This window comes from Leucobacter allii (assembly GCF_022919155.1).
Lineage (GTDB): Bacteria > Actinomycetota > Actinomycetes > Actinomycetales > Microbacteriaceae > Leucobacter > Leucobacter allii.
Genome location: NZ_CP095045.1, coordinates 3,240,035 through 3,266,422, shown reverse-complemented (window position 1 = coordinate 3,266,422; position 26,388 = coordinate 3,240,035). Strand labels below are relative to the sequence as shown.

General features: G+C 73.9%; 25 protein-coding genes. 17 read left to right on the top strand and 8 right to left on the bottom strand.

What is annotated here, in order from left to right:
* Positions 1 to 18: 18 nt before the first annotated feature.
* Positions 19 to 522 carry an FBP domain-containing protein gene (locus MUN78_RS15100; protein WP_244692038.1) on the top strand — a complete coding sequence of 168 codons (504 nt, stop codon included), beginning with the start codon at positions 19 to 21 and terminating at the stop codon, positions 520 to 522.
* Positions 523 to 623: 101 nt separating this feature from the next.
* On the top strand, positions 624 to 1,187 hold the full coding sequence (locus MUN78_RS15095; protein WP_244727548.1) for a dihydrofolate reductase family protein: 564 nt from the start codon (positions 624 to 626) through the stop codon (positions 1,185 to 1,187).
* Positions 1,188 to 1,239: 52 nt separating this feature from the next.
* On the opposite strand, the gene MUN78_RS15090 is transcribed toward MUN78_RS15095, so the two are convergent.
* Complete coding sequence (locus MUN78_RS15090; RefSeq protein WP_244727546.1) at positions 1,240 to 1,902, bottom strand: VOC family protein; 663 nt, start codon at positions 1,900 to 1,902, stop codon at positions 1,240 to 1,242.
* A gap of 158 nt (positions 1,903 to 2,060) precedes the next feature.
* Here MUN78_RS15090 and MUN78_RS15085 point away from each other — a divergent pair, with 158 nt between their 5' ends.
* Genes MUN78_RS15085 through MUN78_RS15050 form a run of 8 tightly spaced genes read left to right on the top strand, consistent with a single transcriptional unit; the run spans position 2,061 to position 10,709 of the window.
* On the top strand, positions 2,061 to 3,095 hold the full coding sequence (locus MUN78_RS15085) for an ABC transporter substrate-binding protein (RefSeq protein ID WP_244727544.1): 1,035 nt from the start codon (positions 2,061 to 2,063) through the stop codon (positions 3,093 to 3,095).
* A gap of 39 nt (positions 3,096 to 3,134) precedes the next feature.
* The gene (locus MUN78_RS15080) at positions 3,135 to 3,947 is read left to right on the top strand and encodes an ABC transporter permease (RefSeq protein WP_244692034.1); all 813 of its coding nucleotides are present in this window, start codon (positions 3,135 to 3,137) and stop codon (positions 3,945 to 3,947) included.
* Positions 3,920 to 4,747: an ABC transporter ATP-binding protein gene (locus MUN78_RS15075; protein WP_244727542.1), complete on the top strand. Its 828-nt coding sequence runs from the start codon at positions 3,920 to 3,922 to the stop codon at positions 4,745 to 4,747. The genes MUN78_RS15080 and MUN78_RS15075 overlap by 28 nt, the downstream gene beginning before the upstream one ends.
* Positions 4,744 to 6,189, top strand: coding sequence for an acyl-CoA thioester hydrolase/BAAT C-terminal domain-containing protein (locus tag MUN78_RS15070; RefSeq protein ID WP_244727540.1), 1,446 nt, complete (start codon positions 4,744 to 4,746; stop codon positions 6,187 to 6,189). The genes MUN78_RS15075 and MUN78_RS15070 overlap by 4 nt, the downstream gene beginning before the upstream one ends.
* Entirely contained in the window at positions 6,186 to 7,208 is a 1,023-nt protein-coding gene (locus tag MUN78_RS15065; RefSeq protein ID WP_244727538.1) for a zinc-binding dehydrogenase, read from the top strand. Before MUN78_RS15070 ends, MUN78_RS15065 begins: the two co-directional genes overlap by 4 nt.
* Complete coding sequence (locus MUN78_RS15060) at positions 7,205 to 7,633, top strand: PaaI family thioesterase (protein ID WP_244727536.1); 429 nt, start codon at positions 7,205 to 7,207, stop codon at positions 7,631 to 7,633. Before MUN78_RS15065 ends, MUN78_RS15060 begins: the two co-directional genes overlap by 4 nt.
* A gap of 8 nt (positions 7,634 to 7,641) precedes the next feature.
* The gene (locus MUN78_RS15055) at positions 7,642 to 9,264 is read left to right on the top strand and encodes a class I adenylate-forming enzyme family protein (RefSeq protein ID WP_244727534.1); all 1,623 of its coding nucleotides are present in this window, start codon (positions 7,642 to 7,644) and stop codon (positions 9,262 to 9,264) included.
* A complete protein-coding gene (locus MUN78_RS15050) occupies positions 9,261 to 10,709 on the top strand; it encodes a M20/M25/M40 family metallo-hydrolase (RefSeq protein WP_244727532.1) in 1,449 nt (482 codons plus the stop codon). The genes MUN78_RS15055 and MUN78_RS15050 overlap by 4 nt, the downstream gene beginning before the upstream one ends.
* 84 nt (positions 10,710 to 10,793) lie before the next feature.
* Here the strand turns inward: MUN78_RS15050 and MUN78_RS15045 are convergent, their stop codons facing one another.
* Complete coding sequence (locus tag MUN78_RS15045) at positions 10,794 to 11,573, bottom strand: SDR family NAD(P)-dependent oxidoreductase (RefSeq protein ID WP_244727530.1); 780 nt, start codon at positions 11,571 to 11,573, stop codon at positions 10,794 to 10,796.
* 283 nt (positions 11,574 to 11,856) lie between these two features.
* Here MUN78_RS15045 and MUN78_RS15040 point away from each other — a divergent pair, with 283 nt between their 5' ends.
* On the top strand, positions 11,857 to 12,465 hold the full coding sequence (locus MUN78_RS15040; protein WP_244727529.1) for a flavodoxin family protein: 609 nt from the start codon (positions 11,857 to 11,859) through the stop codon (positions 12,463 to 12,465).
* Positions 12,466 to 12,471: 6 nt separating this feature from the next.
* Here MUN78_RS15040 and MUN78_RS15035 read toward each other — a convergent pair whose 3' ends face one another.
* Together MUN78_RS15035 and MUN78_RS15030 are read right to left on the bottom strand one after the other, a co-directional pair.
* Positions 12,472 to 13,575 carry a type I restriction endonuclease gene (locus MUN78_RS15035; RefSeq protein WP_244727527.1) on the bottom strand — a complete coding sequence of 368 codons (1,104 nt, stop codon included), beginning with the start codon at positions 13,573 to 13,575 and terminating at the stop codon, positions 12,472 to 12,474.
* Between the two features lie 88 nt (positions 13,576 to 13,663).
* A complete protein-coding gene (locus tag MUN78_RS15030) occupies positions 13,664 to 14,689 on the bottom strand; it encodes a dioxygenase family protein (protein ID WP_244727525.1) in 1,026 nt (341 codons plus the stop codon).
* 254 nt (positions 14,690 to 14,943) lie between these two features.
* Between MUN78_RS15030 and MUN78_RS15025 the strand changes: the two genes are divergently transcribed.
* Positions 14,944 to 16,677, top strand: coding sequence for an HNH endonuclease signature motif containing protein (locus tag MUN78_RS15025; protein WP_244727523.1), 1,734 nt, complete (start codon positions 14,944 to 14,946; stop codon positions 16,675 to 16,677).
* A gap of 4 nt (positions 16,678 to 16,681) precedes the next feature.
* On the opposite strand, the gene MUN78_RS15020 is transcribed toward MUN78_RS15025, so the two are convergent.
* Genes MUN78_RS15020 through MUN78_RS15010 form a run of 3 tightly spaced genes read right to left on the bottom strand, consistent with a single transcriptional unit; the run spans position 16,682 to position 19,079 of the window.
* Complete coding sequence (locus tag MUN78_RS15020) at positions 16,682 to 17,686, bottom strand: dihydrodipicolinate synthase family protein (protein WP_244727521.1); 1,005 nt, start codon at positions 17,684 to 17,686, stop codon at positions 16,682 to 16,684.
* Positions 17,683 to 18,072, bottom strand: a complete 390-nt coding sequence (locus MUN78_RS15015) for an antibiotic biosynthesis monooxygenase family protein (protein WP_244727519.1) — start codon at positions 18,070 to 18,072, stop codon at positions 17,683 to 17,685. The genes MUN78_RS15020 and MUN78_RS15015 overlap by 4 nt, the downstream gene beginning before the upstream one ends.
* The gene (locus MUN78_RS15010) at positions 18,069 to 19,079 is read right to left on the bottom strand and encodes a redoxin family protein (protein WP_244727517.1); all 1,011 of its coding nucleotides are present in this window, start codon (positions 19,077 to 19,079) and stop codon (positions 18,069 to 18,071) included. Before MUN78_RS15010 ends, MUN78_RS15015 begins: the two co-directional genes overlap by 4 nt.
* Before the next feature lie 211 nt (positions 19,080 to 19,290).
* On the opposite strand from MUN78_RS15010, the gene MUN78_RS15005 reads away from it, so the two are divergent.
* A complete protein-coding gene (locus tag MUN78_RS15005; RefSeq protein ID WP_244727515.1) occupies positions 19,291 to 19,821 on the top strand; it encodes a DUF805 domain-containing protein in 531 nt (176 codons plus the stop codon).
* Here the strand turns inward: MUN78_RS15005 and MUN78_RS15000 are convergent.
* Entirely contained in the window at positions 19,818 to 20,951 is a 1,134-nt protein-coding gene (locus tag MUN78_RS15000; protein ID WP_244727513.1) for a LacI family DNA-binding transcriptional regulator, read from the bottom strand. The genes MUN78_RS15005 and MUN78_RS15000 overlap by 4 nt on opposite strands.
* 129 nt (positions 20,952 to 21,080) lie before the next feature.
* Between MUN78_RS15000 and MUN78_RS14995 the strand changes: the two genes are divergently transcribed.
* The 4 genes from MUN78_RS14995 (at position 21,081) to MUN78_RS14980 (ending at position 26,370) form a co-directional block, all read left to right on the top strand.
* Entirely contained in the window at positions 21,081 to 22,601 is a 1,521-nt protein-coding gene (locus tag MUN78_RS14995; RefSeq protein ID WP_244727511.1) for an aldehyde dehydrogenase family protein, read from the top strand.
* Between the two features lie 63 nt (positions 22,602 to 22,664).
* Positions 22,665 to 24,644 carry a 3D-(3,5/4)-trihydroxycyclohexane-1,2-dione acylhydrolase (decyclizing) gene (gene iolD / locus MUN78_RS14990; protein WP_244727509.1) on the top strand — a complete coding sequence of 660 codons (1,980 nt, stop codon included), beginning with the start codon at positions 22,665 to 22,667 and terminating at the stop codon, positions 24,642 to 24,644.
* Entirely contained in the window at positions 24,641 to 25,456 is an 816-nt protein-coding gene (locus MUN78_RS14985; protein ID WP_244727508.1) for an HpcH/HpaI aldolase family protein, read from the top strand. The genes iolD and MUN78_RS14985 overlap by 4 nt, the downstream gene beginning before the upstream one ends.
* On the top strand, positions 25,453 to 26,370 hold the full coding sequence (locus MUN78_RS14980; protein ID WP_244692015.1) for an NAD(P)-dependent oxidoreductase: 918 nt from the start codon (positions 25,453 to 25,455) through the stop codon (positions 26,368 to 26,370). The genes MUN78_RS14985 and MUN78_RS14980 overlap by 4 nt, the downstream gene beginning before the upstream one ends.
* Positions 26,371 to 26,388: the final 18 nt, after the last annotated feature.

The window sequence follows — 26,388 nt, the reverse complement described above, 5'->3', positions numbered from 1 at the left end:
GCCCGGAAAGGCCCCGTCATGCACCCCCTGACCGAATCCGACATCCGCTCCTCGTTCATCAACGCCTCCCGCAAGGAGGTGGCCGATCTCACGCTGCCCGAGGGTTTCGACGCGCTCCGCGAGGCCGACTGGCGCGCCCTCGACTACCTCGGCTGGCGCGATCCGAAGTTCGCGCGGCGCGCCTACGTGCTGCTGCCGCGGCCGGACGGCGCGCCCGTCGGCGTCGCCCTCCGGCAGGCGGAGGCCGCGCCGCGCTCGCGCGCCATGTGCAACTGGTGCCGCGATGTGCGGCTGCCGAACGACGTGGTGTTCTGGAGCGCGCGCCGCGCCGGCCCCGCCGGGCGGCGCGGCGGCACCGTCGGCACGCTCGTCTGCCGCGACTTCGAGTGCTCGCGCAACGTGCGCAACGACCCGCCGCCCGCCTACGAGGGCTACGACGTGGCCGCGGCCCGCGCCCGTCGCATCGAGGAGCTGCGGCTGAAGGCCGCGGGCTTCGCCGACATGCTCCTCACCGGGCGGTAGACGGCGGCTCGGGCCCCGGGGCGGACGCCCGGGCCCGAGCCGCGCCCGTCCGACCTCCCGTCGCCTCTTGCCCCGGCGGCTCCGAAGAGGGATGATGCCTCATGGGCACGCTGAGCTTCACCGCGACGATCTCCCTCGACGGCTTCGCCACGGATGCGGACGGCGACTTCCGCTGGTCCTCGCCGAGCGCCGAGGTCTTCGACTTCCATGTCGAGCGCATGGCGGCCGTCTCCACCGAGGTGCTCGGGCGGCGCGCGTACGAGCTCATGCGCTACTGGGAGGCCGAGCCGCCCGGGGAGGAGTGGGGCCCGGCCGAGCGTGAGTTCGCCCGCCGGTGGTGCGCCCTCGAGCTCGTCGTGGCGTCCACGACGCTGACGCCCGCGGAGCTCTCCTCGGAACGCGCCAGGCTCGTCCCGCGGCTCGATCTCGCAGAGCTCGAACGGCTCGTCGCGGAGGCGCCAGGCGAAGTCGAGATCTTCGGCCCGACCACGGCCGCCGAGGCGATCCGGGCGGGGCTCGTGCGCGACTTCCGGCTCTTCGTCGTCCCGCAGACGCTCGGCGGCGGCCTCCCGGCGCTCCCGCCGGGAGCGGTGCTCGATCTCGCGCTCGTGGAGCAGCGGGTCTTCGCCAACGGCACCGTCCTCCTGCACTACGCCGCACGCTGAGCCGGGGGCTCGGGCCGCGGCGGCAGAGCGCCCGCACGCCGGCCCGCATCGCTCAGAGCGCGCTGAACTCCACCTCGCCGCGGGGCGTGCCGAGCCGCAGCACGAGGGCGGGCTCGTCGCCCCGGGCGACGTCGAGCCCGACCCCGGCGGCGGCCAGCCGTGCGCGCAGCCGTTCGGGCTCGGGGTGCCGCCCGCTCAGTCCGAGCAGCTCGACGGCGGGAGCGGTCGCGCTCGCGGGGTGCCGGCTCGCCAGCCAGTCGATGCTGAACGGCTCGAGACTCGTCGCGACCCCGGACGGCGGCGAGATGAGCCGCCACGCGAGCAGTTCGCCGTCAGGCGTGCGGCGCGATTGATCCCCGATCCCGTGCGGCTCGATCCCCGCGGCCCGCAGCCGCTCCGCGTGGGCGTCGAGGTCCTCCGGGCGGATGCAGAACGCCGCGACGCCGATGCCGTCCCGGGTGTTCACCCCGAATACGTCGCGCTCGGCCGGCGCCGACCGATCCGGCCCGAGGCCGATGAGCTCGAGGTAGCGCGTGTCGGGCTCGCCCGGCACCGTGAGGCGCAGCAGCGCGTTCGCGGTGCCGATGTCGTGCTGCCCGCCCGGCTGCGCCTGCACACCGGTGAGCTCGGCGAAGCGCGCGACGACCTCGGGGAGCGACGGGCCGGCGATCACCACGTGGTCGAGGAAGTCTGGGAAGCGATGCGCTGCGGTCATGCCCTCCATCGTGGGCCGCGCGGAGCCGGATGTCGAACCCGCCGAAACATCCTGAAATATTATGGCTTCCAGCGCGTTGGGTTATATACGCTTGATCGGTCATGCCCACAGGCGCCTCGCACGTCACGCATCCTCTCAGAAAGCCGGATCGGAACCCCATGAAGTCACGTCGTATCCTCCTCGCCGCCGCCGCGGTCGCCATCGGCGCCCTCGGCCTCTCCGCCTGCTCGGCCCCCGCCGCGGACGACGGCGAGGCGACCATCGCGGACAAGCTCGTCGTCGGCGACGTGGGCGGCTGGCTCGAGAGCCACCTCGAGGCGGCCGAGCTGCTCGACGACGTGCCCTACGAGATCGAGTTCAAGGACGTCGGGGGCGCCAACGCCTACACGACCCTCGCCTCGGGGCAGATCGACGCCGGCGTATGGGGCTTCGACGCCAACGGCGCCAAGACGATCGTCAACGGCTCCGGCGCGCGCATCGTCGGCCTCATCGGACGCGACGGCGACGACGAGGCCTCCCGCGAGCAGGGCAACATCAACCTCTTCGTCTCGGAGCAGTCCGGCATCGAGGACCTCGACGACCTCCGCGGCAAGACCATCGGCGTGAACTGGGGGCAGGGGACGACCGCCGACGTCGTGCTCCAGGCCGCCCTCGCCGAGGCCGGCCTCGCGCCCGCCGACCTGGACGTGAAGTACTTCACCGACGCCACGGGCAACACGGCGTTCCTCAGCCGCCAGCTCGACGGCTTCGTGACGAGCGTGAACGGCGCGCTCGTCGAGGACATGGAGAACGAGGGCACCGAGGTCCTCTACTACGCCAACGAGGCGAGCGCGGTCAGCTACGTCATCGCGAGCACCGAGAAGATCATGGACGACCCCGCGAAGTCCCTCGCGGTCGCCGACTTCGTCGAGCGCGTCACCGCGTACTACGACTGGCGCCACCTCGACGAGAACCACGAGGCGTTCGCCGAGGCCGTCGGGGTGCAGCAGAGCATCGACGCGGAGCTCGGCGGCAAGGTCGCCGACGCGATCGCGACCACGGTCTCCGTGCAGCCCTACACCGACGAGGCGATCGCCGACTACCAGGAGGACCTCGACAACCTCGTCACCTGGGGCCTGCTCGACGAGGCGATCGACGTGCAGGATCTCATCGACACCCGCTACGCGGAGAACATCGATGCGGCGCGCGACTGATCCGGCGACCCCGGCACCGACGCGAGGAGGGATCCCGCGGTGACGATCGCGCCCCCCGAGCTCGCCCTGAGCACCCGGCCGCGCAGGAGCCCGATTCCGCGCTGGGTGCGCAAGTGGAGCATCCCCATCCTCGTGATCGCCCTCTGGGAGCTCATCAGCCGGATCGGCCTCGTGGACGAGGTGCTGCTGCCCCCGCCCTCGAAGATCGTGGGCACCATCGGGGAGCTGCTCCAGGACGGCAGCCTGCAGCAGGGCATCCTCGTCTCCTTCCTCCGCGCCGTCACCGGACTCGCGATCGGCACCGTCTTCGGCGTCGCCCTCGCCGTCGTGGCGGGCCTCTGGCGGACGGGTGAGGACACCTTCGATCCGATCGTCCAGCTGCTGCGCCCGCTCCCGGCGACCGCGCTCATGCCGCTCGTCGTGCTCGCGATGGGCATGGACGAGGCGCCCAAGATCTTCCTGGTGAGCTACGCCTCCTTCTTCCCCGTCTACCTCAACGTCTTCCAGGGCATCAGGGACGTCGACAACCGGCTCGTGGAGTCCGCGGCCGTGTTCGGGCTGAGGCGGAGCGAGCTCATCAGGCAGGTGATCCTGCCGAGCGCCATGTCGTCGTTCTTCGTCGGCTTCCGCTTCTCCGTGAGCATCTCCTGGGTCGTGCTCGTCGTCGCCGAGCAGCTCAACGCGCAGTCGGGCGTCGGGTACCTGATGATGGATGCTCAGCGCTACTTCCGCGCCGACATCATCTTCGTCGGCCTGATCGTCTACGCGCTCTTCGGGCTGGGGTCCGACATGCTCGTGCGTCTTGTGGAGAGGAGGGTGCTGAGATGGCGCAACGCCTTCGCCGGGGCGTGACGGCCGCCTCCGACCGCCCCGAGCCCCGCGAGAGCGAGAACGTCGTCGAGGTGCGGGGCCTCACCAAGTCCTTCGGGGAGCAGCGCGTGCTCACCGAGCTCGACCTCACCGTGCGCTCGGGCGAGTTCGTGGCCCTGCTCGGCCGCAGTGGCGGCGGCAAGTCCACGCTGCTCCGCCTGCTCGAGGGCCTCGACGACGAGTACGAGGGCGAGATCCTCGTGCCGGCGGCGCGGAGCGTGGTCTTCCAGGATCCGCGGCTGCTGCCCTGGCGTGCCGTGTGGAAGAACGTGGTGCTCGGGCTGCGCGCCCCGGCCGCGGAGCTGCGCCGCATCGCCGAGCGCGCGCTCGGCGAGGTCGGCCTCGCCGCGAAGGCCGATGCGTGGCCCGGCACCCTCTCGGGCGGCGAGGCGCAGCGCGTCGGGCTCGCCCGCGCGCTCGTCCGCGAGCCGCGCCTGCTGCTGCTCGACGAGCCGTTCGGCGCCCTCGACGCGCTCACCCGGCTGAAGATGCACGGGGAGCTCCGCCAGCTCATCACCGCGCACCGCCCCGGGGTGATCCTCGTCACGCACGATGTGCAGGAGGCGCTCGACCTCGCCGATCGGGTGCTCGTGCTCGATCGGGGCGCGATCGTCTACGACCGCGAGATCGCCGCCGACCGCGAGGCCGCCGACGCCGAGCACCGCTTCGCGGAGACCCGGCGCGTCGTGCTCGCCGCGCTCGGCGTCGACGTGGGCGAGTCCGGCGCGCAGCCGCACACCCGGCCTGAGCCGGGGGCGGACGGCCCGGACGCCGCCCGGTGACGGCGGCGCTCCGGCTGCGCGCGAGCCCGGAGCTCGGCACCGTCGAGGATCCGGTCGAGATCGAGGCGACGGGGGCGGTGCCGGGCGGCGCCGTCCGCGTCGACGCCCGCCTCCGCCTGTCCGGCGGGCGACGGCTCAGCGCCTGGGGCGTCTTCGGCGCCGACGAGCGGGGCCGGGTCGACCTCGGAAAGGCCACCCCGATCGACGGCAGCTACGCCGTCGCCGACGCCTCCGGGCTCATCTGGTCGCTCCGACCCGACGCCGACTGGCCCGCGCAGGAGGGCAGCGAGCTGCGCGCCGCGAACCCCTTCCTCATCGACGAGCTCGACGACTACGCCGTCGAGCTCACCGCCCGCGCCGAGGTGCCGGGAGGCCGGACCGAGACCGCGTCCGCGCGCCTCCGGCGCCGCGTGCTCGCCCCCGGGGTGCGCCGGATCGCGCTGCCCGACGCCCCGTTCTCGGGGGTGCTGTTCCTGCCGCCCGCCGAGCACGCCGCCCCGTACCGCACGCTCGTGCAGTTCGGCGGCTCCGGGGGAGGGATCCAGGGGCGGCGCGCCGCCCAGTACGCCGCGCATGGGTTCGCGGTGCTGGCGCTCGGCTACTTCCTCGTGCCGGGGGACGACCGCGTGCCGGCCGAGCTCACCGAGATCCCCCTCGAGTACTTCGCGGGGGCGATGGCCTGGCTGCGGGAGCGGCCCGAGCTCGACGCCGCGCGCGTCGGCCTCGTCGGCACCTCGCGCGGCGGGGAGCTCGCGCTGCTGCTCGGCGCCACCTACCCCGAGGAGATCGCGGCGGTCGTCGCCTGGGTGCCGAGCGGCGTCGTCTGGGGGGAGCACGCCCAGCCGGGCGGCGACCCGCGCGGCGAGCGCGCGAGCTGGACCCGCGGCGGCGCGCCCGTGCCGTTCGTCCCGCCGCGCTCCCGGGTCGCGGACTTCGGCGTGCGCGACGGGCGCAGCGTGCACGCCTCCGCGTTCCTCGCGAACGTCGCCCGCGCGGCCGCCGCCGGAGAGCTCGAGCGCGCGACGATCCCGGTCGAGCGGATCGGCGGCCCGGTGCTGCTCATCGCCGGCGAGGACGACGCGCTGTGGCCCTCCGCCTGGTTCGCCGAGCGCATCGAGACGCGCCTCCTGGCCCACGGCTTCCCGCACCGCGTGCGCCGGCTGAGCTTCCCGCGCGCCGGCCACAGCGTGAGCTTCGAGCTCGAGCCGACCACCTTCGTCGCGAAGGGCGAGCCGGTGCGGGACCCCGATCCCGCGAGCTGGCCGCAGGGGTTTACTGTGGAGGTGACGGAGAGCTTCCACCTCGGCGGAGCCCCCGACGGCATCGCCGCGGCGAACCGGCGGATCGGCCCCGAGCTCTGGGCCTTCCTCGACGAGGCGCTGCCCGGGCGGCAGGCCCCACGGACATCACCCATCGACCCGACACAGGAGCAACACCCATGAAAGCACTCGTCCTCAGGCAGCACGGCGACGTCTCGGAGCTCGACCTCGTCGATGACTACCCGGTGCCGACGGCCGAGCCCGGCTACGCCGTGGTGCGGGTCACCGCGACCTCGTTCAACTACCACGACATCTTCACCGTGCACGGCATGCCGGGCATCACGATCCCGACGCCCGTGATCATCGGCCTCGACGCGGTCGGCGAGCTGCACGAGCTCCCCGCGGACGCGGGCGACTGGGCGCTCGGGGATCGCGTGCTCATCCACCCGATCAACTCCGAGGGCAAGCTGCTCGGCGAGGTCGTCGACGGCGGCATGGCGCAGTACGTCAAGGTCGAGGTCGGCCAGCTGATCCGCATCCCCGACGCGGTGACCGACGTGCAGGCCGCGTCGCTGCCCATCGCCTACGGCACGGCGCACCGCATGATCGTCGGCAAGGGGGCGGTGTCCGCGGGCGACAAGGTGCTCGTGCTCGGCGCCTCCGGCGGCGTCGGCACGGCGAGCGTGCTGCTCGCGAAGAGCCTCGGCGCCTACGTGGTGGCCGCCGTCGGCGACGACGCGAAGCGCCAGGCCGTGCTCGACCTCGGCGCGGACGAGGTGTTCAACTACCGCGAGATCGGGATCCTCGACTACGTCAAGCAGCATCACGGCAAGCCGAGCCGCTTCAGCTCGGAGCCCGGCATGGACGTGATCGTCAACTTCACCGGCGGCGACACCTGGGCGCCCACGCTCCGCGCCGCCTCCCTCGGCGGCCGGATCCTCGTCTGCGGCGCCACCGCCGGCTTCGATCCGGTGGAGGACCTGCGCTACATCTGGACCTTCGAGCTCAAGATCGTCGGCTCCAACGGCTTCGACACCGAGGACTTCGTCGCGCTCCTCGACGCCGTCGCCGAGGGCCGGATTGACCCCGTGGTCGACTCCGTCGTGCCGCTCGAGCAGGCGGTCGAGAGCCTCGAGCGCCTCGAACGCCGGGAGTTCATCGGCAAGCTCGTCGTCGATCCGTGGGCGGGGGCGGCGCAGTGAGCTCCGCATTCTCGGCCCTCGGGGCCGATTCCACGGCGGCCGAGGTCGAGGCGGCGCTGCTCGCAGCCCCCTATCACCGATGGCTCGGGCTGCGCGTGCACGCCTTCGGGCCGGAGGGCATCGAGCTGCGCGCGACCGTCGCGCCCGAGTGGCTGAACAACGACGAGGGCGGCGTGGTGCACGGCGGCATCATCGCCGCGCTGCTCGACATCGCCGCGGACTGGGCGCTCCTCAGCCGCGGCATCGCGCCCAGCCCGACGATCGACCAGACGGTGCACTACCTCCGCGCCGCCGCGGGCGAGGAGCTCGTCGTGACGGGCGTCGTCCGCAAGCCCGGCCGCGCCGTGTCGGTGGCCGAGGCGACGCTCACGAGCGACGGCCGGGAGGTCGCCGTCTCGCGCGCCAGCTACGCGACCGCAGGATAGGAGTCCCCGTGACCGGCCCCACCCCCGAACCGTTCGCGCTGCGCCTCGCGCGCTCGCGGAACCAGGCGGCGACCATCGACGCCCGCCACCCCGAACGCGACGCCATCGTCTTCCGCGAGCCGGGCGCCGCCGACGACGGGGGCACGCGCGCGACCCGGATCGGCTACGCCGAGCTGCTCGAGCGACTCGAGCGGCGGAGCGCGGCGTTTGCCGGGCGCTTCGCCGTCGGGGAGCGGGTGGGGATCCTCGCCCTGAACTCGCCCGACTGGCTGATCGCGTTCCTCTCCCTGCAGCTCGCGGGGGCGGTGCCGGTGCCCATCGGGACGAAGCTCCCGGCGCCCGGCGTCGCGCACGTGCTCGCCACGGCCGAGGTGCGCACCGTGCTCGCTGCGGACGGGCTCGAGGAGCGGGCGCGGACGGCGGGCGCGGCGGTGCTGCCGCTCGGGGCCGATCCGGCGGGCGGCGACGCGGATCCCGCGACCCCGCCCCGGACCGTCCCCTTCGAGCCCGGACCCGACGACCTCGCGATGGTGCTGGCGACCTCGGGGTCGACGGGCGCGCCCAAGGGGGTGCCGCTCACCCACGCGAGCCACCGCTGGGTGCAGGAGCACACGCGCACCGGCCGCGCCGAGCCGTGGCCCGTGCTCGTCTCGGCACCGCTCTACCATATGAACGCGCTCGCGCGCAGCCAGAAGGCGCTCGCGAACGGCGAGACGATCGTGCTGCTGCGCCAGTTCGACGCGGCCGAGACGCTCCGCTCCATCGCCGAGGAGGCGGTCGCCGAGGTGAGCGGCGTGCCGCCCATGTTCGCGCTCATCACGGAGCAGGCGGAGCTCCTCGGGGCGCTGCCGCGCGACTCCGTGACGCACGTCAACATGGCCTCGGCGCCCGCCGGCGCCGCGCTCGACGCGCGGATGCGGCAGCTCTTCCCGAACGCCCGGGTGACCCTCGGCTACGGCACGACCGAGTCGGGGCCCGTCGCCTTCATGCACCCCGCCGACCGGGAGGTGCCGGTCGGCTCCGTCGGGATCGCGGACCCCGGGGTCGAACTGCGGCTCGTGGAGCCGGGGACGGGCGCGCCGGCCGCGGGGCGCGGGGTGCTCGAGATCCGCACGCCCGCCATGTTCCCGGCATATCTGGGGCGGAGCGCGGCGGATTCCGCGATCACGCCGGACGGCTTCTACCACACGCGGGACATCTTCGAGGTGCGCGACGGCGCCTACTTCTTCGCCGGCCGCGAGGACGACATGTTCTCCTCCGGCGGCGAGAACGTCTACCCGTCCGCGGTGGAGTCCGCTCTGACGGCGCACCCCGCGGTCAAGGAGGCCGTCGTCGTGCCCGTGCCCGACGAGGTGAAGGCCTGGAAGCCGGTCGCCTTCGTCACGCTGCAGGACGAGCTCGCGGGGAGCGAGGCCGAGGCGGCAGCGGACCGCGCCGCCGAGGCGGCCGGCGGCGACGCCGCGCTCGAGGCCGCGCTCCGCGCCCACGCCCTGACGCTCGTGGAGCCCTTCGCCCACCCGAGGCGCGTCTGGCGGCTCGCCGAGATGCCGCTCGCGGGCACCAACAAGATCGATCGCGCCGAGCTGACGCGCCGCGCCGCGCGGCTCATGGCCGAGGAGGCCGAGCGATGACGGACGCCGCGGGACCCCGGTCCGAAGCGCGCGCATCGGGGCCGGGCGCGTCGGGAGGGCTCGCACCCGAGCCGCACCGGCCGCTCACCGCCGTCGAGGCCGAGCGGATCGTCGACGGCATGATGGGCGAGGCCTTCGCCGAGCTCGCGGAGCTCGTGGCCTTCCCCTCCGTCGCGGGTGTCCCGGAGACCGCGGGGGCGTGCGCGGCCGCGGCGGACTGGATCGTCGCGCGCCTCGCCGCGCTCGGCCTCGCGGACGCCGCGCGCGTGCCGATGCCGGACGGCAGCGACGCGGTGCTCGCCTCCGCGCCGGCCCCGGAGGGCGCGCCGACCGTCGTGCTCTACTCGCACTACGACGTGCAGCCGCCGCTCGATCGCGCGAGCTGGCGCAGCGACCCCTTCGCGCTGACCGTCGGCGACGACGGCCGGTGGTACGGCAGGGGCTCCTCGGACGACAAGGCGAACACGGTGATCCACCTGCTCGTCCTCGCGCGGCTGCGCGAGCGCTACGGGGACCGGCTGCCCGTCGGCATCCGCGTGGTCGTCGAAGGCTCCGAGGAGCGCGGCGGCGGCGGTCTCGACCGCTTCGCCGCGCAGCACCCCGAGCGCCTCGCGGGCGACGTCTTCCTCGTGCAGGATACGGGCAGCCGCGCGCTCGGCCGCCCCGGCATCACCGTCGCGCTGCGCGCGGTCGCGAACCTCACCGTGCGGGTCGACGCGCTCGCCGGCTCGGTGCACGCCGGGCAGTTCGGGGGCGGCGCTCCCGACCCGGCGATGGCGCTGATCCGCATGCTCGCGACGCTGAAGAACGACGCGGGCGATGTGACGGTCGCGGGGCTCCCGGCCGAGCAGCGCTGGGACGGCGCCCCCTACGGCGAGGACGAGCTGCGCGCGGACGCCGGCGTGCTCCCCGACGTGGAGCTGCCGGGATCGGGCGATGCCGCGAGCCGGCTGTGGGCGCGGCCCTCGGTGAGCGTCACCGGCTTCGACGTGATGCCGATCGCCGAGGCGACGGCCGCGATCCAGCCCGCGGCCGCGGCCCGGCTCAACCTGCGCTTCGCACCGGGCACCGACGCCGAGGCCTCGCTCGAGCTCGTCCGCCGGCAGCTGCGGGAGGCCGCGCCGTGGGGGGTCAGAGTCTTCTTCGCGGACGAGAGCCACGGGGCGGGCATGCGCGCCGATCCCGACGGCCCGCTGTTCCGGCGCTTCGCCGAGAGCCTGAGCGCGGCGCACGGCGGCGCGGAGGTCGAGCACCTGGGCGCGGGCGGATCGATCCCGTTCTGCGGGGCGATCGCGGAGGCGCTGCCCGACGCGGAGCTCGTGCTCTTCGGCACGGGGGAGCCGCTCACCCGGCCGCACGCGCCCGACGAGAACGTGCACCCGGACGAGCTGCGCCGCATGGCCGTGGCCGTGCTGCTCTTCCTCGACGGCTTCGGATCCGCCTGAGGCGCCGCCCCGGCCTCCGTCTTGCCTCCGCGGCCCGCGGTCTTACCGTCGTGGCCCGCCGTTTCGCCGTCGCGGCCCGCCGTCTCAGCGCAGCGGACGCCCGGTCGCGTCGATGACCTGTCCCGTCACCCACCGGGTCGCGGGGGAGACGAGCGTGCGGACCACGTCGGCGATCTCCTCGGGGGAGGCGGCGATGCCGCGCTCCCTGAGCAGCGCGATGCGCTCCGGCTGCTGCAGGGGGGTGTCGACGGCGCCGGGGGAGACCGCGTTGACGCGGATGCCCTGCTCCGCCACGAGCGCGGCGGTCGCGCGCACGAGATGATCGAGGGCCGCCTTCGTGGCGCCGTAGGGCAGCGAGGTGGCGAGGGGCTGGGTCGCCGCGACCGAGGAGATCGCGACCACGCTGCCGCCGGGGCGGACGCCCGCGGCGACGCCCTGCAGAATGTGGAGCGGGGCGATGGCGTTCACCTGGAAGAGCCGCACCACCTCGGCGTGCATGTACTCCGCGAAGGGACGCCGGAGGTCGACGCCGGCGTTGCTCACGAGAGCGTCGAGCTGGCGGGCCCCGAAACGCTCGGCCGCCACCGCGGTCACCGCGTCCCAGAATCCCGCCGCGTCGTCCAGACCCTCGAGATCGATCGGCAGCAGCGCCGTCGCGGCGCCCGCCTCGTCCGCGAGCTCGGCGGTCCGTTCGGCGCCCTCCCGGTTCCCGCCGTAGTGCACGATCACGTCGAAGCCGTCGGTCGCGAGCCCCACGGCGGTCGCCCGCCCGATCCCCGAGGAGGCCCCCGTGACGAGGGCGAGCGGACGCGGCGCGGCGGACGCGGGCGTCCCGGGGGTCGTCTGGGGCGCGGGCTCGGTCATGGGGCTCCTCGGATCGCCGATCCCGCGATGCGCGGGTCACCCGTCACGCTACCGGATCGCGGTCGCGGATGAGGCGCGAGGGGATCCGGATCCCGCGCCGGAAGCAGCGGCGCCCGTGTCCGCCCCTCCCGAGCGGGGTGCTGTCGTCTCCCGAGCGGGGTGCCGTCCTCTCCCGAGCGGGGTGTCGTCCTCGCCCTAGCGGGGTGTCGTCCTCGCCCTAGCGGGTCGAGCCGCGAAGCGGAACCCCCTCCCCTCGCCGCGGTGCGCTGCCTAGCGTGGGGCCATGGATACGTCGCTGACCGCACTGATGATCAACTGCACCCTCAAGCCCTCGCCGGAGCCCTCGAGCGGGGACGAGCTCGGAGGTCTCGTGCTCGCCGAGCTCGCGCGGCGCGGGGTGACCGCCGAGCGCATCCGCGCCGTGGACCGGAGGATCCTCCCCGGGGTGCAGGACGATATGGGCGAGGGGGACGCCTGGCCCGAGCTGCGTCGCCAGGTGCTCGACGCCGACATCCTCGTCTTCGTGACGCCGACCTGGCTCGGCCAGCACTCGAGCGTCGCCCAGCGGGTGCTCGAGCGTCTCGATGCGGAACTCTCCGCCACGGACGCGGACGGTCGTCCGACGCTCTTCGACAAGGTCGCGATCCCCGTGATCGTCGGCAACGAGGACGGTGCGCACCACATCGCCGCCGTGCTCGCGCAGACGCTCGGGGACGTCGGATACACGATCCCCGCCCAGGCGTCGGTCTACTGGAACGGGGAGGCGATGCAGCGAACGGACTACCGCGAGCTGCCCTCGACGCCCGACGCCGTCGCCGCCGCGGCCGCGACGGCCGCGGCGAACGCCGCGCACCTGGCCGGCCTGCTCGCGGAGCGGCCGTATCCGGCGTGAGGGGACTCAGTCGTAGTAGTGCACCGTCTCACGGATACGGTCGGCAAACTTGTAGATCTCGTCGAGGGTCTCGATCGGCTCCCGCGTTTCGTTCTTCTCGGCATCGAAGAGCCCGATGTACTTCTGGGACGTGTTGAACCAGAGCCGAGCGATAGGGCGGCGGTTGTTGTCGTCCAGCAAGATGCCGAAGTATGACTTGTTGTCTCGCTGTGCGATGCGTGACGGTGCAACCTCGCTGCACGCGATCGCGCGCACGATTTGAAACGCCTCGATCTCCTCAAGAGTGGTATCGATGCCGTCTTTGCGATCGGCGGCCTCCACGGAGGCCTCAGCCACGTGCTCGCTCGCTTCGGATGAGGAAACCGTGGTGTTATCCGGAGCCACGACCTGGCCTCCCAGGGCGGCCTTCAGACGATCATTGATGCGATCATTCAGGAACTGCTTCGCGGCCTTGCTGACGAGTGCCGTGAACTGGTCGCGCACCTTCTGGGTGAACGCGCCTTCGTAGACGCGACCGGTCAAGAACTTCACCCATTCGACATCCGGCGAGACGAACTGCGCGGCGAGAACGCGCTTCAACTCCCCGACGTACTTGAGCTCTTCGGCAGCGCTGATGATCGAATCAAGGTCGAAGACGTCCTTGGTGAGCTTCCGGAGTTCCGGAACATGGGCGGCATCCAGGTCGGTGATCTGCACGACGAGGAAGGGCTTCTCATCCATCCGGTTTGGGGCATCGAGGTCGGTGAAGAACTGATACTCGTCACCGTTCGTCAGCACGGCGATTCGGGCATTCGCCACCGCGAAGTACCGGAAGAGCTGGGACGCATGTTTGATGTTCAACGGCGCCCCGATGTGCTTGCACTCGATGAGGATCTGTACTTCGTCGTCCTTCACGATCGCATAGTCGATCTTCTCACCCTTTTTCGTCCCGACATCAGCGGTGAACTCGGGGACGACCTCATTGGGATTGAATACGTCATACCCGAGGACGAGTGAGATGAAGGGCATCACGAAGGCGTTCTTCGTGGCTTCCTCGGTCTCGATCGAAGATCGCTGCTGCTCGATTTTTCCTGCAAGGCTGGCGAGTCGTTCAGAGATATCTACCGACATTGAGGCTCCTATGGCAAATGACGAATTCATCTCGATCATATCGCTGAGAAACCTAGTCCGCGGTAATGATGCAGCAGAGGTCCTCGGGTTACGCGCCGCCGGTACCCGGGGCGCCGCTCGGCGGTTCGCCGCCCGGCCCTCCGGCGGCGCCGCCGGCGTCCGATCCCGGGCCGCCGCCCGAGCCCGAGCCGCCGCCGGAGTCCGGGTCGCCGGCCGGCGCCGCACCCGCCGTCGGGGTCGTCGCGGTGTCGATGCGCACGTCGAGCTCGGCGCGATAGCCGTTCGCAGTATCGCCTGAGACGGTGGCGAGCTGCAGCTCCGCGCCGTCGTCGCCGAACACGTTGTCGGAGGCCAGGGTGATCCGCGCGAGGTTCTCGGCCGATCCCGCGTAGGCGTTCTGCGCGTACACATCGGCGAGCACATCCTCGGGGATCGCCAGCTGAGAGGTCGCGATGGCGTTCGACGCATCGGTGATGGCGTCGACGTCCGGGTACACCTCGAAGTGGATGTGGGTCCAGCGGCCGGTGTAGCAGCCGGGCATCACCGAGATGAACGTCACCTCGCCCGCCGAGTCGGCCACCTGCACGCCGCGGAGCCAGGATTCGTCCTCGACGCCCTCGGAATAGAGCGAGTAGCGGCCCTGGGCGTCGCAGTGCCAGGCGTACACGGCCACACCGGCGAACGCCGCGTCGCCGTGCTGCATATCCGAGATCCTGAGGGTGAATTCGAGCGGGATCCCGTCGACGGGGTCGTCGGCCCCGATGCTGGAGCGGATGTCTCGTCGGACGATCCCCGTCTCGTCGAGGACGTCGGGGCCGTTCGACCCGTCACCGGGGTAGGGGCCGGCGGTCTCGTCGGGGATCTCGCCGGCGGCGGAGCTCGTCCCGGCGGATCCTGCGGAACTCCCCGAGCCGCCTCCCCCGGTGCAGGCCGTCAGCACGACGGCGCCGACGCCGAGCAGGCCGGCACCGATGAGGGCGCGACGGCCGAGCAGCGTGCGCATGTCGAAGCGGACCCCTTGGTCGACGACCTCCTCCTCGGGTCGGTCGAGCAGCCGCCCCTCGTAGGCGGGACCCGCCGGGGTCTGATCGGAATCGGGGATGCCGGTTGCCATGATGCCTCCTGTGCCGGTGCGAGAACGAGCGGTGCTCGTCGACCATCCTCATTCGGCGACATTGCCCGGCGGTAAGCGCGAGCCGCGAACTTCCCGCACCGATCCCCGGCCGTTCGGCCGTTCGGCCGTTCTGCCGTTCTGCCGTTCTGCCGTTCGGCTGCTCCGGCGACCGGTCTACAGTCGCCGGGCGATCGCCGCGGTTTCCTGCCGGTCTGCGGTCCGCCGATGTCGGAGGTCCGTGCGACACTGCGAGCATGACGAACCTCCTGCACGACCCGCCTCGCGAAGCGCTCGACGCGCTGGCCGCGGTGGTCTCGGGGGTGCGGGCGGTTCGCGCCCAGCTCGCCGCGCTGCAGGCCGCCGAGCTGCTCCTGCTGCAGGCGGGGGAGACGATCGCCGAGGGGATCGCGACGGCGGGCGCCGCCAGGGACCGCGAGATGGCTCATCGCATGGTGCACTCCGAGATCGGCGCGGCCGTCCGTGAATCGGATCGGGCGATCGCGGCGAAGTCGGGGCGGGCGGCGAGGCTCGTCGAGGCCTACCCCGCGGTGTATGCGGCGCTCTCCGCGGGGCGCGTGTCGCTTGCGCACGCGAACGTCATCGCCGACGCCGGCGCGATGGTGAACGATGATCGTGCCCGCCCCGCCTACGAGGAGGCAGCGCTCGCCTGCGCGGAGACGGAAACGGCCGGCCGCCTGCGCCCGGTGGCCGCCGAACTCGCGGAGCGCTTCGCCGAGCGCACCCTCGACGAGCGTCACGCCGAGGCGTGCGCGAGCCGCCGGGTGGTCGTCGTCCCCGGGGAGGACGGCATGGCCGACCTCATCGCGCATCTGCCCGCCGTCCAGGCCGCAGGCATCAAGGACCGGCTCGACCGCATCGCTCACCACCTCCGCGGGACGGCACTCGCTCGCGCGGCCCAATCCGACGTCGGCGTCGCATCCGACGGCCCCGCGCCGACCCACGCGGCGGCACCCGCTCCCGCTGCCTCGTCCGACGCGTCCACGGCCCGGAGCGATCGGCGGAGCATGGACGAGCTCCGCGCCGACGTGTTCACGGACCTGCTCCTGGGCGCCGCGCTCACCCGCGTCGGGGCGGCCGCGACCGACGGCATATGCGGCCGCGGCGACGCCGCAGCTGAGGACGTCTCGGGGATCGCGGCGCGGGTGCAGGTGGTGATTCCCGTGTCCCGGTTCCGGCCGAGTGCGCCTGACGACCCGGGATCGGCCGCCCCGGCGATCGGCGTGCCGGGACACGACGGCCCCGCGACGCTCGAGGGGTTCGGGCCGATCGACGACGCCGGCGCACTGGCGCTCGCCGCAGAGGCCGGCGCGTGGGACCGGGTCGAGGTCGAGTCGTCCACGGGAGACGTGATCTCGGTGGACCGCTACCGCCCCTCGGCGCAGTTGCGCCGCTTTCTCGGGGCCAGGGATCTCCGGTGCCGTTTCCCCGGCTGCCGCGCCGTCCTGCGCCGCTGCGACATCGACCACACCGTCGACGCGGCCCTCGGCGGGCCGACGACGAGCGCGAACCTCGGGCACCTGTGCCGCAGGCACCACACGATGAAGCACGCGACCGCGTGGACGGTCCGTCAGGACGGCGCCGGAGTGTTCACCTGGACGAGCCCCCTCGGCCGGCAGCACGTGGATCAGCCCGGGAGCCGGGTCCGGTTCATGCCGGTCGACACTGATGCCCCTACCGGCGTCAGGACCGGTTCACAGCCCGCTGGCGGCGCCGCCTGCCCGGCATCGGCTGACGCGAGACCGGATGGCGCGAGACCGCCTGACGCGAGCCCGGACGGCTCAAGACCGGACGGCGCGAGACCAGGTGACTCGAGGCCGGGTGACTCGAGACCGGACAGTCCGACACCGCGCGGCGCCGCGCGCGAGCGCCGACGGTCGACCGGCCCCGACCCGGGCGGAGGACCGCCCCACGACGGCGCAGCACCCCACGACGGCGCCCCGCCCGACGACGGCGCCCTGCCTTTCTGAGCCGTCAGCGCAGCAGCTCGGGGTCGATCCCGCTGAGGAAGCGGTCGAGACGCTCCCGCTGCGCGGTGTCGATGTCGCGCAGCGGGAGCGGCAGGCAGCCGCCCTCGACGAGATCGAGGCGCTCGGCGATCGCCGCGACGACCCGCAGGCTGCCGCACTCGGCGAAGAGCGCCCAGAGCGGCTCGAACGTCTCCGATGCGGCCAGCGTCGCCTCCGCGTCCTCGCTCCCGGCCGTCCGAGCGATCCGGAGGGCGAGCCTCGGCAGCGTCCCGCCGATCACCGAGTACCAGGTCTCGCAGCCGGCGAGCAGCCCGGTCGCCGCCAGTGCATCCCCAGACACGCCGACCGCGACCGCCTCCGGCAGCTCGGCGCGGATCCCGCGGAGCCGAGCGACGGCACCGTCGAGACGGGCGGTGCTGTCGAGACGGGCGGTGCTGTCGAGACCGTCGATGCCGCTCCTGCCGTCCCCCGCTGCCGCGTCCGACGCCCCGCCGGGGTCCTCCAGCAGCGCGGTGCCGGGGATCTTGATCCCGGTGATCCGGGGCAGCTCGGCGATCCTGCCGTACAGGGCCGGGGTGAACGCGAAGCGCGTCGTGCCCGGATTGTCGTAGACGACGACCGGCAGACCGGTCCGCTCGCACACCGCACGGTACAGCTCGAACACCTCGTCCTCGGTGAGCGGCTGGTAGCTCATCGGCGCGAGCAGCACTCCCTGGGCGCCCGCATCCTCGGCCCGGGCCGCGTGCTCGAGCACCCACGAGGTGCGCAGCGCCCCGATCCCGACGATCACGGGAGTGCCGTCGGCATGCCGCACGGTCAGCCGAGCGATCTCCGCGCGCTCGGCGGCGTCGAGATACGCGTACGAGCCCGTCGAGCCGAGCGCCGTCACGGAGTCGACCCCCGCCGTCACGAGCCGCTCGACGAGACCGGCGAAGGCCCGCGCGTCGGGGCGGTCTCCGGAGAACGGGGTGAGCGGGAAGGCGCTCAGGCCCGCGAATGCGCGGTTCATGTGCCCGGCTCCGCCTGAGCCGCAGCGCCCGGGCGATGCTCCCGTCCGAGCAGCGGATCCCCGTAGACGCTCTGCACCTCCGCGATGACCACCCGGTATCGGCCGAGCCATTCCGTGTGCCGTCCCTTCGCCAGGCGATGGGTGTCCATGCCGACGAGCTCCTGCAGCGCCTCCATGCTCGCCCAGTAGTAGACCTCGGCGTGCAAGCCGGTCTCCGTGTTGTGCCAGGCCTCCTCCCCGAGGAAGCCCGGGATCCGCCGTGCGCGCGCAGCGATCTCGTCGTCGATGCGGTGGAACTCCGGGGTGAGATCGCCCGTCTCGAAGATGAAGGTCGAGCTGAAGCGCGGGCGCGGCGCTCCGCCGGCCGGGGGTCGGTGCGTGGTCATGCGTCGGTTTCCGTTCTCGGGTGGGCCTCGAGCCACGCGAGCACCTGCTGCGCGTGGGTATTGGGCGGGAAGATGGGGAAGAAGACGTGCTCGATCGTCCCGTCGACCACGATCAGGGTGAGTCGCGCGTGCAGTCGCGCGTGCCCCGATGCCGGGAACACGGGCAGCCCGAGCGCCTCGGCGAGCGCGAAGCCCTCGTCGGAGATCATCGGGAACGGCAGCCGCAACCGTGCGACCACCTCCGCCTGGTACGCGGGATCCTGGCTCGACATGCCGAACACGCGCGCGGCGCCCGCGTCCTGCAGCTGCGCGAAGTGGTCGCGGAAGTCGCATGCCTCGGTGGAACAGCCGCGGGCGCCGGGGATCGCATCCCAGCCCTCCGGCAGATCCGTCCCCGGTCGGCCGGTGAGGGGATAGAGATAGACGACCGTGCGCCCGGGGCCGAGCGCGCTGAAATCGACGGTGCCGCCGTCGCTCGTCGGCAGTCGCAGCGCGGGCAGGCGCAGCCCGGGCAGGTGATCCGCGGCGCCGTCGTCGGCGGGCACGGGGAGTCCGTCTGGCAGCACCGTGTAATCGGGCAGTGCGGTGTCGTCGGGGGCGCTGCGGTCGTCCGCCTGTCCGGCACCGGCATGCTCGGCACCCGCCTGTCCGGCGCCGGCCTCGAGCCGTTGCTGCAGGGCCGTGCGCCGCCGCGCGAGCTCCGCGATCGTCCGATCCAGCTCCGCGATCGCGTCGCGATACACGGCGAGGGAGCTCACGCACTCGTCTCCGTGCGCATGCCCGGCTTCGAGGCAGTCGAGGAAGGGCCTGGCGCGGGAGGGCGCGATCCCGAGTGCTCCGAGCTCCCGCACCTCCTGCACCGCGCGCAGCTGATCCTCCCCGAAGGTGCGGTAGCCGTTCGGCTCCCGCGGCGCCGAGATGAGCCCGAGCCGCTCGTAGTAGCGGACGGCCTTCACCGTCACCCCGGCCCGGGCGGCCAGCTCGCCGATGCGCATCCGAGTCTCCATGCCGTCCACGCTAAACCCTCCCCTGCGGGGCAGGGTCAAGCCGATCGCGCGGCCCGGGGCGGCTCGCCCGGGCGGGCGAATTCGCGAAGCGCGCGTCACGATTCGGGGCTGCGCCCGTTCCCCGTGATGGAGCACTCCCGGATCGGATTCCGGTGCCCCTCCCGGGATGCGGATCGCATCCATCGCCCGCGACGGAAGGACGAGGCAGACCATGAGCAGCGCAGCGACGACCCCGCGTCACGCGACCCGGAGGGAGGCGCCGCACGAGCAGACCGTCGCGGCGCCCGGGCCGGCCGAGGACCCCGGTGCCGTCAGGATCGGGCTCGACCCGCACGACGGTCGCCCGGTGCCGGCGCTGGTCGAACCGGCGCCCGCGGCGGACCTGCCCGAGGCGGCTCGCCGCCTCCTCGCGGGCTACGCGAGGTTCGCCGGCCGGGCCTCGCGCCGCGAATACTGGTGGGCCGTGCTGCTGCTCGCGCTGCTGCAGCTCCTCCCGTGCGCGATCGTGATCGTCGGGGTGCTGCGAGGCGCGGAGGGGGCGCCGCTCGTGGTGCTCGGCACCGGCGTGGCCGTCCTCCTCGGGCTCGTCTTCGCGCTGCCGGTGCTCGCCCTCAACTGGCGCCGCTTCCGGGACGCGGGGGCGCCCGCGCCGCTCGCGCTCGTGCTCCTGCTGCCCGGCGTCGGCCCCCTCGTCGCGGGCGCGATCGCGCTGAGCCCGGCGCGTGCGGAGCGGGCGGCCTAGCGTCTGGGCGCCGCCGTGCTCTCGCGCACGGCGAGGGTCGGCGCGACGAGCGCGACGGACGGCGGCGCGCCGGGGGCCTCGAGCCGCGCGTGCACCGCGGCGATCGCGAGCTCGGCCAGGCGCTCGGGATCGGGCCGCACGCTCGTCAGCCGCACGAAGGGGAGCGCGGCGGCCGTGCTGTCGTCGAATCCGATCACGGAGACGTCCTCCGGGACGCGCACCCCGGCGCGCACGAGAGTCTGCAGCACCCCGATCGCGCAGTGGTCGTTGTTGCACACCAGCGCGGTCGGCGCGGCGGACGTCCGGCCGGAAGCGCCGGCGACGGCGCCGCCGAGCCCCTCGTCCAGCAGCGATGCCGCCGCGCGGTACCCGCCCGCCTCGGTGTAGTCGCTCGGGACGATGCGGTCCCGCAGTCCGCGCTCGTGCATCGCGGCGCGGTAGCCGGAGATGCGCTCGGCGGCGTTCGGGCCCGTCTCCGGCCCGACGTATGCGATGCGCTCGTGGCCGAGGCGGGCGAGATGGTCGACCGCGAGGGCGATCCCCGCGGCGTTCTCGACGCCGACGCGATCGTGCGGCTCGTCCGAGGTCGGCCCGCCGAGGAGCAGCGCCGGAATCCCACCGGGCAGGCCGGAGAGGCGCTCGGCACCGATCCCGCCCGCGCCTTCGGCGTCGAGCGCGATGAGCGCCTCGATCCGCTGCCGCATGAGCTCGGCGAGCGCGGCCTCCTGCGGGCGGCTCGTGCCGATCGCGCCGAGGGCGAGCGTGTAGCCGCGCGCGGCGGCGCTGCGATAGAGCGCGTCGACGACGTCGAGCTCGAAGGGCTGTCGCATGGTGAACAGCACGCCGATCTGCCCGCTGCGCCGCCGGCGGAGCATCCGGGCGGAGTCGTCGGGGTGGTAGCCGAGTTCGCGCGCCGCCGCGAGGATCCGCTCCCGCGACGCCTCGCTCGCGCCCGGCGCGCCCCGCAGCACGATCGAGACGAGCTGGCGGGAGAGCCCGACCCGTTCGGCGACGTCTCGCATGGTCGGACGGCCCGAGCCGGCGTCCGGGCCCGAGCTGGCGTCCGGGCGCGAGCCCGCGTCCCGGCCCGCGCCGGACGCCCGGGTCGGCGCATCGTCTCGGGGGGTCACGAGACCATCGTGCCACGCGCGAGCGGGCAAGCGCGCCGGGCAGACTGCCCCCGGCGGCGCCCTTGACCTCGCGACGCACATGTGCATACAATTTGGACCGGTCCAAATCAACGGCGAAAGGGGCGGCGCATGCACGAGGAGCGCGATCGAGACGAACGGATCGACCGGGAGGCGCGGCGCGAGCGCGCGGCGCCGGACGGCGGCGCGCAGCGGCGGGGCTTCGGCCGCCACGGCCTGCTCATCGACGGCGCCTGGCGCGAGGCCTCGGACGGCGGGCGCGCCGAGATCCGATCCCCCTTCGACGGATCCGTGGTCGGCGAGGTGGCCGTCGCGACCGCCGTCGACGCCGACGCCGCGGTCGCAGCCGCCGTGCGGGGCGCCGCGCGCTGGCGGCGCACCCCGGCCCACGAGCGCGCCGCGATCCTGCTCCGCGCCGCGGAGCTCGCCGAGGCGCGTTCGGCGGAGCTCGCGGCGACGATCTCCGCCGAGAACGGCAAGCCGCTCGCCGAGGCGCTCGGTGAGGCGCGGCGCTCGGGCGCGATCATCCGTCTCGCGGCCCACGAGGGGACGCAGCTCTACGGCGACAGCCTCCCGGTCGACGCGAACCCCGGCACGGGACAGGACAAGGTGGGGTTCACGCTCCGTCAGCCCGTGGGGGTCGTCGTCGCCATCACCCCCTTCAACTACCCCGCGCTGCTCGTGCTGCACAAGGTCGGCCCGGCCCTCGCCTCGGGCAACGCGGTCGTCCTCAAGCCGGCGAGCGCCACCCCGCTCACGGCGATCGCCCTGGCGCGCGTCTTCGAGGAGGCCGGCCTGCCCGCGGGCGTGCTCTCGGTGCTCACGGGCTCCGGCGGGGTCCTCGGGGACGCGCTCGTGCAGGATCCGCGCGTGCGGAAGATCTCCTTCACCGGCTCCACGGGTGTGGGGGAGCGGATCTCGGCGCTCGCCGGCATCAAGAAGCTCTCCCTCGAGCTCGGCGCGTCCTCGCCCACGCTCGTCCTCCCGGGCGCGGATATCGAGCGCGCGGCGAGCGCCGTCGCCGCCGGCGGCTACGCCAATGCCGGGCAGGTCTGCATCTCCGTGCAGCGCGTCGTGGTGCACCGCGCCGTCGAAGCCGACTTCCTCGCCGCGCTGCAGCCGAAGGTCGAGGCGATCCGCATGGGCGACCCCTTCGCGGAGGGCACCGCGCTCGGCCCGCTCATCGCCCGCCGCGAGGCGGAGCGGGTCGAGCGCAGCATCTCGCGCGCCGTCGCGGACGGTGCGCGGCTCCTCACCGGCGGGGAGCGCGACGGGGCCTTCGTCTCGCCCGCGATCGTGACCGGGGTCGACACCCGGCACCCGCTCGCGCAGGAGGAGCTCTTCGGCCCCGCCGTCGCCGTCACCGCGGTAGATTCCTTCGACGCCGCGATCGACGCCGCGAACGGCACCCCATACGGGCTCGCCGCCGGGGTCTTCGGCGGCACCCTCGCCGAGGGCGTGCGCGCGATGCGCGAGATCGACGCGGGCAGCGTCCATCTCGGGTGGACGCCGCTGTGGCGCGCCGATCTCATGCCCTACGGGGGCTTCAAGGCGAGCGGTTACGGCAAGGAGGGCATCCGCTCGACCGTCGAGGAGATGACGGAGGTGAAGACCGTCATCCTGCACGGCTAGCACGGCACCCCTCCGCCCCCCCCAGATCAGCACAGCACGCACAGGAAGCACAGGAGCTCACCCATGACCCAGCACCCCGCCCCGCAATCGACCGCCGTGCCCGGCCCCTCCGGGCGGACGGTCCGGCTCACCGTCGCCCAGGCGATCGTCCGCTACATCGCCGCGCAGTACTCGCTCGCCGACGGCGTCCGCGAGCGCTTCGTCCCCGCCGCCCTCGGCATCTTCGGCCACGGCAACGTCGCCGGCCTCGGGCAGGCGCTCGCCGAGCACGCCGACGCCCTGCCCTTCGTGCAGGGGCGCAACGAGCAGGCGCTCGGGCACCTCGCCACCGGCTTCGCGCGGGCGGCGAAGCGCCGCCGCACGCTCGCGGTGACGGCGTCGATCGGCCCCGGCGCCACGAACCTCGTGACGGCGGCCGCCCTCGCCACCGTGAACCGCATCCCGCTGCTCCTCCTGCCCGGCGACACCTACGCGACCCGCCGCCAGGGGCCCGTGCTGCAGCAGCTCGACCTCCCCGGCACCCCCGACGTCACGGTGAATGACGCCTTTCGCCCGGTCTCCCGCTTCTTCGACCGCATCACCCGCCCCGAGCAGCTGCTCACGGCGCTGCCGCAGGCCTTCCGGGTGCTCGCGAATCCCGAGGAGACGGGCGCCGTGGTGCTCGCGCTGCCGCAGGACGTGCAGGCGCACGCCTTCGACTTCCCCGTCGAGCTCTTCGCCGAACGCGACTGGACGATCCGCCGCCGCGTCCCCGATGCGGCGGAGATCGCCCGGCTCGCCGAGCGCATCCGCGGCGCGGAGCGTCCGCTCGTCATCGCCGGCGGCGGCGTCGTCTACGCCGACGCGCAGGGCGTCCTCACCGAGCTCGGCCGCGGGACGGGGCTGCCCATCGCGGAGACCTTCGCCGGCAAGGGCGCGGTCACGGAGGACGGGCCGTGGAGCGTGTTCGGGATCGGGCTCGAGGGCGCGCCGACGACGAACCGCCTTGCGGAGCGCGCCGATCTCGTCGTGCACGTCGGCACCCGGCTCACCGATTTCGCGACCGCCTCCCAGTCGCTGTTCGCGGACCCGGGGGTGCGGTTCGCATCCATCAACATCGTGGAGCACGACGCCGTGAAGCAGGGCGCCGAGGCCGTGCTCGCCGACGCCCGCCTGGCGCTGGCGGCGCTCGCCGCAGAGCTCGGCGACTACCGGATCCCCGCGGCGTGGGCCGCGGATGTCGCGGGCGCCCGCGACGCGTGGCTCCCCGTGCGCGATGCGGCGACGGACCCGGATGCGCCGTTCCCGCTGGCGGATCACCCGGAGCTCCCGGTCACGGGCGCGACCCTCACGCAGGGCCAGCTCATCGGGTTGCTGCAGGAGCACGCCCGCCCGGGCGACACGATCGTGGCCGCTGCCGGGGGCCCGCCCGGCGATCTGCAGAAGGTGTGGGACGCGACGGGCGGCCGCGCCGCGCACCTTGAGTTCGGCTTCTCCTGCATGGGGTACGAGCTGCCGGCCGCGATGGGGGTGCGGCTCGCCGATCCGGATCCCGCGCACCGGGTCACGGCGCTCATCGGCGACGGCACCTTCGTGATGATGCCGACCGAGATCGTGACGGCGGCGCAGGAGGGCATCCCGTGCACTATCGTCGTCTCCGAGAACCACGGCTACCAGGTGATCCGGCGGCTGCAGATGTGGCGCACCGGCGAGCACTTCGCCAACGAGTTCCGCTACCGCGAGGCGGGCGGCTCGCTCGCCGGCTCGGACGCGGCCGGCCTCTCGGGCGACTATCTCCGGATCGACCTCGCGCAGATCGCGGCCGGCCTCGGCGCCGAGGTGCGCACCCCCGCGACGGCCGCGGAGGTGCGCGCGGCGCTCGCCGAGACCCGCGACGCGGCCGGTCCCGTCGTCATCGTCGTGCCCACGATCCCGCACGCCGACCTGCCCGCCTCCGAGGTGTGGTGGGACGTCTCGCCCGCCGAGGCCTGGGAGCGCGTCGACACCTCGGCGAAGCTCGCCGAGTACGGCGCGGGCCGCGCGCAGCAGCGGTGGCACGGATGAGCGCGCCGGCGTCCGACGGCGTGGCGGCCCCCTCGCCGCTCGCGCCCGGCCGCGCGCTGCGCGCCCGGCTCCGCGCGGGCGGGCCGACCGTCGGCACCTTCCTCGGGCTCGGCTCCGCGACCGCGGCGGAGGTGTGCGCCTCCGCCGGCCTCGACTGGGTGCTCGCCGACCTCGAGCACGGCGGGGGATCCGAGGCGCAGGTCGGCGCGATCGTCGCCGCGGTGGGCGGCTACGGCGCGGCCGCGCTCGTGCGCGTAGAGGAGCCGACGCGGATCCGGATCGGGCGGGTGCTCGACGCCGGGGCCGCCGGAGTCATGCTGCCCCGCGTCTCGAGCGCCGCGGAGGCCCGGGTCGCGCTCGGCCATCTCCGCTATCCGCCCGCGGGGGATCGCGGCGTCGCCACCTACAACCGCGCGGCCCGCTGGGGCGCCGAGGTCGACGCCCTCGACGCCGCCGACGCGCGCGCGGTCGGGATCGTGCAGATCGAGACCGTCGGCGCGCTCGCGGAGCTCGACGCGATCGCGGCGACCCCCGGCGCCGATGTCCTCTTCGTCGGCCCGCAGGATCTCAGCTACGCGCTCGGCGCCCCGCGCCGCTTCGACGCGCCGGAGTTCCAGGAGGCGCTCGGCGCGGTCGTCGCCGCCTGCCGCGCGCACGGCGCGGTCGCCGGGATCCTGACGAACGACCGCGCGGGCGCCGAGGCGTACCTCGCCCGCGGCTTCGGCTTCATCGCCATCGGCTCCGACGCCACCCTGCTCGCGGCGACGATGCGCGGGGCGATCCCGCCGGGTCTCGGGGGGAACGGGCGGTGAGCGACCGCCCCGTCGTCGTCGGGCTCGGCCCCGTCGATCCCGCGCTCGTGACCCCGTTCCTCCCCGCCGACGCCCGCTTCGTCGCCGATCCGGGGGACGCCGAGCTCGCGGCGGCCGAGGCGGCCATCGTGCGGGCCGCGGTCGACGTCGACCGCGCGCTGCTCGCCCGCATGCCCCGGCTGCGGGTCATCGCCCGCACGGGCGTCGGCGTCGAGCGCGTCGACGTCGCCGCCGCACGGGAGCGGGGCGTCGCCGTCGCCGTGACGCCCGGCAGCAACAGCCGCGCGGTCGCCGAGGGGGCCTTCGCGATGCTCGCCGCGCTCGTGAAACGGGTACCGCAGTCCCACGCGCACGTCGCCGGCGACCGCTGGGGCCGGGATCCCGTGCCGACGCCCGGCGACCTGCACGGCAGCACCCTCGCCGTGCTCGGCTACGGGCGCATCGGCCGGATCGTGGCGGGCTTCGGCGCGGCGTTCGGCATGCGCGTGCTCGTGCACGATCCCCACGTGCGGGCCGAGGCGCACGAGAACGTGACGCTCGCCGAGGCGGTGGCGCGCGCGGACGCGCTCACCCTGCACCTGCCGGGCGGCGGCGGGGAGCTGCTGCCGCTGCCGCTCCTGCGCACCGCGAGACCGGGGCTCGTGCTCGTCAACTGCGCCCGCGCCGGGCTCGTCTCGACCGGGACGCTCGAGGCCGCGCTGGCGGAGGGCGTGCTCGGCGGGATCGGCCTCGACGTGTTCGCCGCGGAGCCGGTGCGCGGGCATCCGCTCGCCGACGCGCCCGGGGTGCTGCTCAGCCCGCACACCTCCGGCCTGTCGGAGCAGGCGCTCCGCGAGACCTTCCGCATGGCGGCGGAAGCGGTGGCGGCTACGCTGGAGGGTCGTTATCCAACCTTTACCGTGGGTGATGCCTAACGGGCGAAGTTGCGGTAC

Bases quoted from the DNA above. Each gene is read 5' to 3' on its own strand.
- MUN78_RS15015 (WP_244727519.1), bottom strand. From the start codon at position 18,072: ATGACCACGCACCGACCCCCGGCCGGCGGAGCGCCGCGCCCGCGCTTC.
- MUN78_RS15090 (WP_244727546.1), bottom strand. From the start codon at position 1,902: ATGACCGCAGCGCATCGCTTCCCAGACTTCCTCGACCACGTGGTGATC.
- MUN78_RS15100 (WP_244692038.1), top strand. From the start codon at position 19: ATGCACCCCCTGACCGAATCCGACATCCGCTCCTCGTTCATCAACGCC.
- MUN78_RS15095 (WP_244727548.1), top strand. From the start codon at position 624: ATGGGCACGCTGAGCTTCACCGCGACGATCTCCCTCGACGGCTTCGCC.
- MUN78_RS14995 (WP_244727511.1), top strand. From the start codon at position 21,081: ATGCACGAGGAGCGCGATCGAGACGAACGGATCGACCGGGAGGCGCGG.
- MUN78_RS15005 (WP_244727515.1), top strand. From the start codon at position 19,291: ATGAGCAGCGCAGCGACGACCCCGCGTCACGCGACCCGGAGGGAGGCG.
- MUN78_RS14985 (WP_244727508.1), top strand. From the start codon at position 24,641: ATGAGCGCGCCGGCGTCCGACGGCGTGGCGGCCCCCTCGCCGCTCGCG.
- iolD (WP_244727509.1), top strand. From the start codon at position 22,665: ATGACCCAGCACCCCGCCCCGCAATCGACCGCCGTGCCCGGCCCCTCC.
- MUN78_RS15040 (WP_244727529.1), top strand. From the start codon at position 11,857: ATGGATACGTCGCTGACCGCACTGATGATCAACTGCACCCTCAAGCCC.
- MUN78_RS15010 (WP_244727517.1), bottom strand. From the start codon at position 19,079: ATGGAGACTCGGATGCGCATCGGCGAGCTGGCCGCCCGGGCCGGGGTG.
- MUN78_RS15035 (WP_244727527.1), bottom strand. From the start codon at position 13,575: ATGTCGGTAGATATCTCTGAACGACTCGCCAGCCTTGCAGGAAAAATC.
- MUN78_RS15085 (WP_244727544.1), top strand. From the start codon at position 2,061: ATGAAGTCACGTCGTATCCTCCTCGCCGCCGCCGCGGTCGCCATCGGC.
- MUN78_RS15020 (WP_244727521.1), bottom strand. From the start codon at position 17,686: ATGAACCGCGCATTCGCGGGCCTGAGCGCCTTCCCGCTCACCCCGTTC.
- MUN78_RS15045 (WP_244727530.1), bottom strand. From the start codon at position 11,573: ATGACCGAGCCCGCGCCCCAGACGACCCCCGGGACGCCCGCGTCCGCC.
- MUN78_RS15025 (WP_244727523.1), top strand. From the start codon at position 14,944: ATGACGAACCTCCTGCACGACCCGCCTCGCGAAGCGCTCGACGCGCTG.
- MUN78_RS15050 (WP_244727532.1), top strand. From the start codon at position 9,261: ATGACGGACGCCGCGGGACCCCGGTCCGAAGCGCGCGCATCGGGGCCG.
- MUN78_RS15030 (WP_244727525.1), bottom strand. From the start codon at position 14,689: ATGGCAACCGGCATCCCCGATTCCGATCAGACCCCGGCGGGTCCCGCC.
- MUN78_RS15075 (WP_244727542.1), top strand. From the start codon at position 3,920: ATGGCGCAACGCCTTCGCCGGGGCGTGACGGCCGCCTCCGACCGCCCC.
- MUN78_RS15065 (WP_244727538.1), top strand. From the start codon at position 6,186: ATGAAAGCACTCGTCCTCAGGCAGCACGGCGACGTCTCGGAGCTCGAC.